The organism is Actinosynnema sp. (assembly GCF_052038725.1).
This window is the reverse complement of record NZ_JBQGCX010000891.1, coordinates 1-6,084: the sequence shown is the minus strand read 5'-3', so window position 1 is coordinate 6,084 and position 6,084 is coordinate 1. Positions and strand designations below refer to the sequence as shown.

The 6,084-nt window shown below is 74.8% G+C and carries 7 protein-coding genes; 2 read left to right on the top strand and 5 right to left on the bottom strand.

Translation table 11 applies throughout. The features are described from left to right. Positions 1-294: 294 nt before the first annotated feature. Positions 295-483, top strand: a complete 189-nt coding sequence (locus tag ACTUAL_RS18485) for a hypothetical protein (protein WP_440901144.1) — start codon at positions 295-297, stop codon at positions 481-483. Between the two features lie 139 nt (positions 484-622). On the opposite strand, the gene ACTUAL_RS18480 is transcribed toward ACTUAL_RS18485, so the two are convergent. The 5 genes from ACTUAL_RS18480 to ACTUAL_RS18460 form a co-directional block, all read right to left on the bottom strand. Then, on the bottom strand, positions 623-1,204 hold the full coding sequence (locus tag ACTUAL_RS18480; RefSeq protein WP_440901143.1) for a histone deacetylase: 582 nt from the start codon (positions 1,202-1,204) through the stop codon (positions 623-625). Continuing rightward, on the bottom strand, positions 1,201-1,758 hold the full coding sequence (locus ACTUAL_RS18475) for a GNAT family N-acetyltransferase (protein ID WP_440901142.1): 558 nt from the start codon (positions 1,756-1,758) through the stop codon (positions 1,201-1,203). Before ACTUAL_RS18475 ends, ACTUAL_RS18480 begins: the two co-directional genes overlap by 4 nt. Before the next feature lie 10 nt (positions 1,759-1,768). Beyond that, entirely contained in the window at positions 1,769-3,112 is a 1,344-nt protein-coding gene (locus ACTUAL_RS18470; RefSeq protein ID WP_440901141.1) for a dihydrolipoamide acetyltransferase family protein, read from the bottom strand. After that, a complete protein-coding gene (locus ACTUAL_RS18465) occupies positions 3,105-4,082 on the bottom strand; it encodes an alpha-ketoacid dehydrogenase subunit beta (protein WP_440901145.1) in 978 nt (325 codons plus the stop codon). The genes ACTUAL_RS18470 and ACTUAL_RS18465 overlap by 8 nt, the downstream gene beginning before the upstream one ends. Before the next feature lie 62 nt (positions 4,083-4,144). Then, on the bottom strand, positions 4,145-5,257 hold the full coding sequence (locus ACTUAL_RS18460) for a thiamine pyrophosphate-dependent dehydrogenase E1 component subunit alpha (protein ID WP_440901140.1): 1,113 nt from the start codon (positions 5,255-5,257) through the stop codon (positions 4,145-4,147). A 123-nt stretch (positions 5,258-5,380) separates the two neighbouring features. Between ACTUAL_RS18460 and ACTUAL_RS18455 the strand changes: the two genes are divergently transcribed. After that, positions 5,381-5,857, top strand: a complete 477-nt coding sequence (locus tag ACTUAL_RS18455; RefSeq protein ID WP_440901139.1) for an Lrp/AsnC family transcriptional regulator — start codon at positions 5,381-5,383, stop codon at positions 5,855-5,857. Positions 5,858-6,084: the final 227 nt, after the last annotated feature.

Below are 6,084 nucleotides of genomic sequence, written 5' to 3'. Positions count from 1 at the left end.
AATAAAAAACCTAAAATGCTTTACAAAGAAAAGCGACCCGCTGTCAACAGACCAATCCACCGCCCGGTTCACCCGAAGAGACGTTCCCCATTTCACCCTCTCCTCACGGCGGGATGCCCCGGCGGCGGGCGGACAAGCGGGCGCGCGGATCGCCCGAGCCCTTTCCCGGAGAACCCCGCTGGGCGTGGCGGTCGTTTTCCCCGTTCCCCGCGCCGGGGCGCGGCGCCGGGTGCTCGGGACCGCGCCGAGGGCCTTCGGCCAGAGCGGCGCGCGTCGCGCGGCAGCGGCACCGGCGTGAGCAGCGGCGGCCCGCCGATCACCGGCAGCAGCCCGGTCTGCGCCACCAGCACCAGGAGCAGGCCGGACCTGGGCGGGCCCGGCGCCGAGGACGAGGACGGCGATGAGCGGGAACGCGTCGAACGCCAACCACGTCCTCGTCGTGCGCGACCCGCTTCGGCTCGGGGGGGGCGGCTCGCCCCGTGAGGGCGTGGGGAGGTGAGCGCGGTGATCCCACCGGGCTCGCCGGCGGTTGCGGCGCTCTGCTCGCGGTGGCGGGCTGCTCGCCGGATCCGGGTTCGCGGGCTTGATCGCGCTCAGCGCGGGCGCCGCGCGCGGAACGCGCTCACAGCAGCGCCGCGATCTCCCCCGCCGTCCAGAACGGCGTGGTCCCCGCCAGGTGCGCGGCCACCCGCTCCGGTGGCCAGGACCAGGTCTCCCGCAGGCCGCCCGCCAGCATCCTCAGGTACGCGGCGCTCGGGCTGGTGTGCCGGACCTCGTCGGCCCGCCAGGGCGCGGTGAACGTCAGCGCCGGGCAGCCGTCCGCCTCGCCGACCAGCACCAGGGTCTCGTACCGGCCGGGTCCCAGTTCGGCCCGCCCTGTCGCCAGGACGGTCGACAGGTCCAGGTCCTCGCCCGGTTCGCGGTACATCTCCTGCGCCGCCACGTCCGAGAACTGGCCCACCGTCACCAGGTACGCCCGGCCCGCCGCGACCCCCGGCAGCGACGGGTCGTAGAACGCCCTCCCGCCGTCCCACACCGGCGAGTGCGTGGTGAAGTACACCCCGCCGGGCAGCTCCCACGGGCGGTCCGCGCGCGGGGGCGCGGTGTCCCGGCAGCCGGGGTAGGCGCGCGCCGCGCCGGGCGGGGTCCCGCCGGACAGGTAGCAGCCGAACCTCCCCGCGTGCAGGTTCGACCCATAGCTCACGTACCAGACGAGGCCGACCACTCGTCCTCCAGCAGCGCGTACACGTACACGTCGCCCCACTCGCCCTTGAACACCTCGTTGTGCCGGAAGTGCGCCTCCCTGCGCATCCCGAGCTTCTCCATCACCCGCCACGACGCGGTGTTCCTCGGATCGCACTGCGCGACCACCCGGTGCAGCCCCAGCTCCTCGAAGGCCAGGCGCAGCAACACCTCCGACGCCTCGACGGCGATCCCCCGCCCGTGGTGGTCGGGGTGCAGGACGTAGCCGATCTCGCCCTGCCGGTTCGCCTCGCTCAGCCACTTCAGCACGACCTCGCCGACGACCTCGCCGTCCAGCTCGACCGCCAGCGACAGGTCCTCGCCCGCCTTCGACGGCCACGGCACGGCGGCCCTGGTCATCAGCTGGTCCGCGCTCTCCTCCAGGGTGCGCGGCCCGCCGTACAGGTAGCGCACGACGTCCTCGCGCGACTGCCACGAGTGCAGCGCTTCCAGGTCCAGCCCCGTGAAGGGGCGCAGCAGCAGGCGTTCGGTGCGGATCGGGTAGTCGGGTGCCACGCCCCCCACGTTAGACGTCGGCGAGCAGCGCCACCGGGTTCTCGACCAGGTCCGCGACGTACCGCAGGAACCCGCCCGCCACCCCGCCGTCGCACACCCGGTGGTCGAAGCTGAGCGTCAGCTGGGCCACCTTGCGCAGCGCCAGCCGCCCCTCGTGCGCCCACGGGCGGTCGGCGATGCGGCCGATGCCCAGGATCGCGACCTCCGGGTGGTTGATGATCGCGGCCGAGCCGTCCACGCCGAACACGCCGTAGTTGTTGAGGGTGAACGTCCCGCCGGTCAGGTCGGCCGCCGTCAGCCCGCCGTCGCGGGCGGACGCGGTCAGGTCGCGCAGCCGCCCGGTCAGCTCGGTCGCGGTCAGCGCGTGCGCGCCCCGCACCACCGGGACCACCAGGCCCCGGTCGGTCTGGGCGGCGAAGCCGAGGTTCACCTCGTCCAGCAGCACGACCTCGTCGCCCTCGACGCGCGAGTTCAGCTCGGGGAAGCGGCGCAGGGCCAGCGCGGTGAACCTGGCCAGCAGGCCCAGCAGCGACACCGTCGGCAGCGCGGCGCGCGCCTCCACGAGCCCGGTGGCGTCCACGTCGACCCACACCGTCGCCTCGGGGATCTCCCTGCGGGAGGTGGCGAACTTGCGCGCCGCGACGCCCCGGACGCCGGTCAGCGGGATGCGCCTGTCCCGCGCGGGGGGCGCGGCGGCGGGCTCGGTCCAGGGACCGGGGGCGCGGGCCGGTCGGGGCGCGCGGGCGGCGATCTCCCGCTCCACGTCGGCGCGGCGGATCACCCCGCCGGGGCCGCTGCCCTCGACGGTCTCCAGGGCCACCCCGTTGTCGCGGGCCAACCTCCGCACCAGCGGGGAGATCACGGCGGGCGCGAGCCCGGCCGGTCCGGCCGCGACGGGCGCCTCCGCGACGGGGGCGTGCGTCACGCGGCGACGGCGGCGGTTCTGCTGCGAGGTGCCGTAACCGACGAGCACGTTCCCGCTGTGCTCCGCCGAATCAGCCCGCGCCGAATCAGCCCGCGCGGAACCCGACCGCGCGGAACCCGACCGCACCGCACCGGGTTCCGCGGCGGCGGCCTCCGCCGCGACCGGTTCCCCTTGCGCCGCAGCGCCTCCCGCCCCGTCACCGGCGACGCTCAGCAGCACCGACCCCACCGCCAACCGCTGCCCCGGCTCGCCGTGCCGCGCGGTCACCACGCCCCCGTACGGGCAGGGCACCTCCACCACGGCCTTGGCGGTCTCCACCTCCACCACGGGCTGGTCCACCACGACCGGGTCGCCGACCGCGACCAGCCAGGACACGATCTCCCCGTCCGTGAGCCCCTCGCCCAGGTCCGGCAGCCGGAAGTCAGGCACCGCGCACCTCCACCCGGTCGTCCCACTGCAGCGCGCCGATGGTGTCCAGGATGCGGTCCACGCCGGGCAGGTGGTGCTCCTCCAGCATCGGCGGCGGGTACGGGATGTCGAAGCCGGTCACCCGCAGCACCGGCGCGTGCAGGTGGTGGAAGCACCGCTCGGTCACCCGCGCCACGACCTCCGCGCCGTACCCGCCGAACCCGGCGGCCTCGTGCACCACCACGGCCCGCCCGGTGCGGCGCACCGACGCGCACACCGTCTCGTCGTCGAACGGCGCCAGGGTGCGCAGGTCGACGACCTCCACGTCCCAGCCCTCGGCACGGGCCGCCTCGGCGGTCTCCAGCGCGGTCAGCACCATCGGACCGTACGCGATCAGGGTCACGTCCCGACCGGGCCGCCGCACGAGCGCCCGGTCGAGCGCCGGTCCGCCCGCCGCCCGCGCGCCCGTGGCCCCGTAGCGGCGCGTGGGGTGCAGGAACACCACCGGGTCCGGGCTGTCGATCGCGTCGCGCAGCAGCCGGTACGCGTCGTCGGGCGTGCCCGGCGTGACCACGCGCAGTCCGGGCGTGTGCGTGTAGTAGGCCTCGGACGAGTCGCAGTGGTGCTCCACGCCGCCGATGCCGCCGCCGTACGGGATGCGCACCACCACGGGCAGCGACAGCGCGCCCGCCGTGCGGTTGCGCAGCTTGGCCAGGTGGCTGGTGATCTGCTCGAACGCCGGGTCGGCGAACGCGTCGAACTGCATCTCCACCACCGGCCGCAGCCCGTTCATGGCCATGCCGATGGCGGTGCCGAGGATGCCCGCCTCGGCGAGCGGGGTGTCGAACACGCGGCGCTCGCCGAACCGCTCGGCCAGCCCGTCGGTCACCCGGAACACCCCGCCCAGCGGGCCGACGTCCTCGCCGAACACCAGCACGCGCTCGTCGGCGGACAGCGCGTCGGCCAGCGCCCGGTTGAGCGCGGCGGCCATCGACACCTCGCCGGACGGCAGCCCGGCGGCAGCCGGAACCCCTTGTGCCGCAACGACCTCGGTCATGCCCGTCCCCCGTCAAACTCCTCGGTGCCCAGCCTCTCGGCGTCGAGCTCGCGCGCCAGCATCGCGGCCTGCTCGCGCAGCTGCGCGGTCGGCTCGGCGTACACGTGCCGGAACAGGTCCGCCGGGTCCACGCGCGCGTCCGCGTTCAGCTCGGCCCGCAGCGCCGCGGCGAACTCCTCCGCCTCGGCGTCCACCGAGTCGCGGCGCGCCGGGTCGAGCAGCCCGCGCGAGGCCAGGTGCGAGGCGAGCCGGTCGACGGGGTCGCGGGCCAGCCAGTGCGCGACCTCGGCGGAGTCCCGGTAGCGGGAGGCGTCGTCGGCGTTGGTGTGCGCCTCGATGCGGTAGGTAAGCGCTTCCACGAGCACCGGCTCACCGGACGCCAGCGCCTGCGACACCACCGCGTACACCGCCGCCGCGTCGTTGCCGTCCACCAGCACCGACCGGATGCCGTACCCGATCCCCTTGTGCGCCAACGTGGGCGCGGCGGTCTGCTTGCTCAGCGGCACGCTGATCGCGTAACCGTTGTTCTGCACCAGGAACACCACCGGCGCCTTCCACACCCCGGCGAAGTTCAGCGCCTCGTGCGTGTCGCCCTCGCTGGTCGCGCCGTCGCCGAGCAGCACCAGCGCGGCGGTGTCCTCGCCCTTGTAGCGGGCGGCGTGCGCGAAGCCCACGGCGTGCGGGGTGTTGGTCGCCAGCGGCGTGCACTGCGGTCCGACGCGGTGCTCGCGCGGGTCGTAGCCGAGGTGCCAGTCGCCGCGCAGCAGGGTCAGCGCGCCCGCGGCGGGCACGCCCCTGGTGACCAGGGCGACGCTGTCGCGGTAGGTGGGGAACAGCCAGTCGCGCTCGCGCATCGCCAGGACCGCGCCGACCTGGCACGCCTCCTGGCCGCGCGAGGACGGGTAGACGGCGAGGCGGCCCTGGCGGGTGAGCGCGGTGGCCTGGGTGTCGAAGCGGCGCCCGACGACCATGCGGCGGTGCAGCTCCAGCAGCACCTCGTCGTCGGGCATCCGAAGCGGTGAGCCCTCGACCGCGGACCCGTCGGGGCGCAGCAGCGCCAGCGGTTCCTCGGTGGGGAGCAGGGTCCGGTCCGGTGTGGCTGTGGCCATTCGGCACCTCCTGCGCGACGTCGGCGGGGATGCCGGGAATGGTCCAGGTCACACCGATCGGGCGTCCAGCTCGCGGGTCCCGATCTGGACGAACGGCACCGCACCGGGGTTATGTTCGACCGCATGACGCCCAGCGCTGGACGAACGGCACCGCTCGACGCGACGGACCGCCGGATCGTGGCCGAGCTGCGCGCGGACGGCAGGCTGTCGATGCGGTCGCTGGCCGAGCGGCTGCACATCTCGCGGGCGAGCGCGTACTCGCGGGTGGAGCGGCTGCACCGGGACGGGGTGATCACCGGGTACTCGGCGGTGGTGGACCCGGAGCGGTGCGGGATGGGGATCTCCGCGTACGTGTACCTGAAGATCAGCCAGCACTCGTGGAAGGCGGTGCGGCGGCGGGTGCTGGAGATCCCCGAGGTGTGGCAGGGGTCGCTGGTGTCCGGGGACTACGACCTGGTGCTGCTGGTGCGCACGCCGGACGCGCAGAGCCTGCGGGACCTGGTGCTGAACCGGTTGCAGACGATGCCGGACGTGACGTCCAGCCACACCGTGCTGATCCTGGACGAGCTGCCGTCGCCGGGGCGCGAACCGGAGCTGTGACGCGCCGGGCGGTGCGGCCCTCCGGCGCGGGACGCGCTGGACCGGGTTCCCGGACGGCCCAGGGTTGCCGTCGGGGCCCCGTCCCGCGTCGCCGCGCCGGAGGACACCACCTGGTGAAGGAGCTTCCCGCGCCGAGACCGGGCGCCGTGCCGGGGACCGCGCCGCAGGTCAGTGCTGCGGCCCAGCGGGTGCGGGCTCTTCCCCCCTCGGCCCCTCCCCCGCCGCAG

Bases quoted from the DNA above. Each gene is read 5' to 3' on its own strand.
- ACTUAL_RS18460 (WP_440901140.1), bottom strand. From the start codon at position 5,257: ATGGCCACAGCCACACCGGACCGGACCCTGCTCCCCACCGAGGAACCG.
- ACTUAL_RS18465 (WP_440901145.1), bottom strand. From the start codon at position 4,082: ATGGCCGCCGCGCTCAACCGGGCGCTGGCCGACGCGCTGTCCGCCGAC.
- ACTUAL_RS18455 (WP_440901139.1), top strand. From the start codon at position 5,381: ATGACGCCCAGCGCTGGACGAACGGCACCGCTCGACGCGACGGACCGC.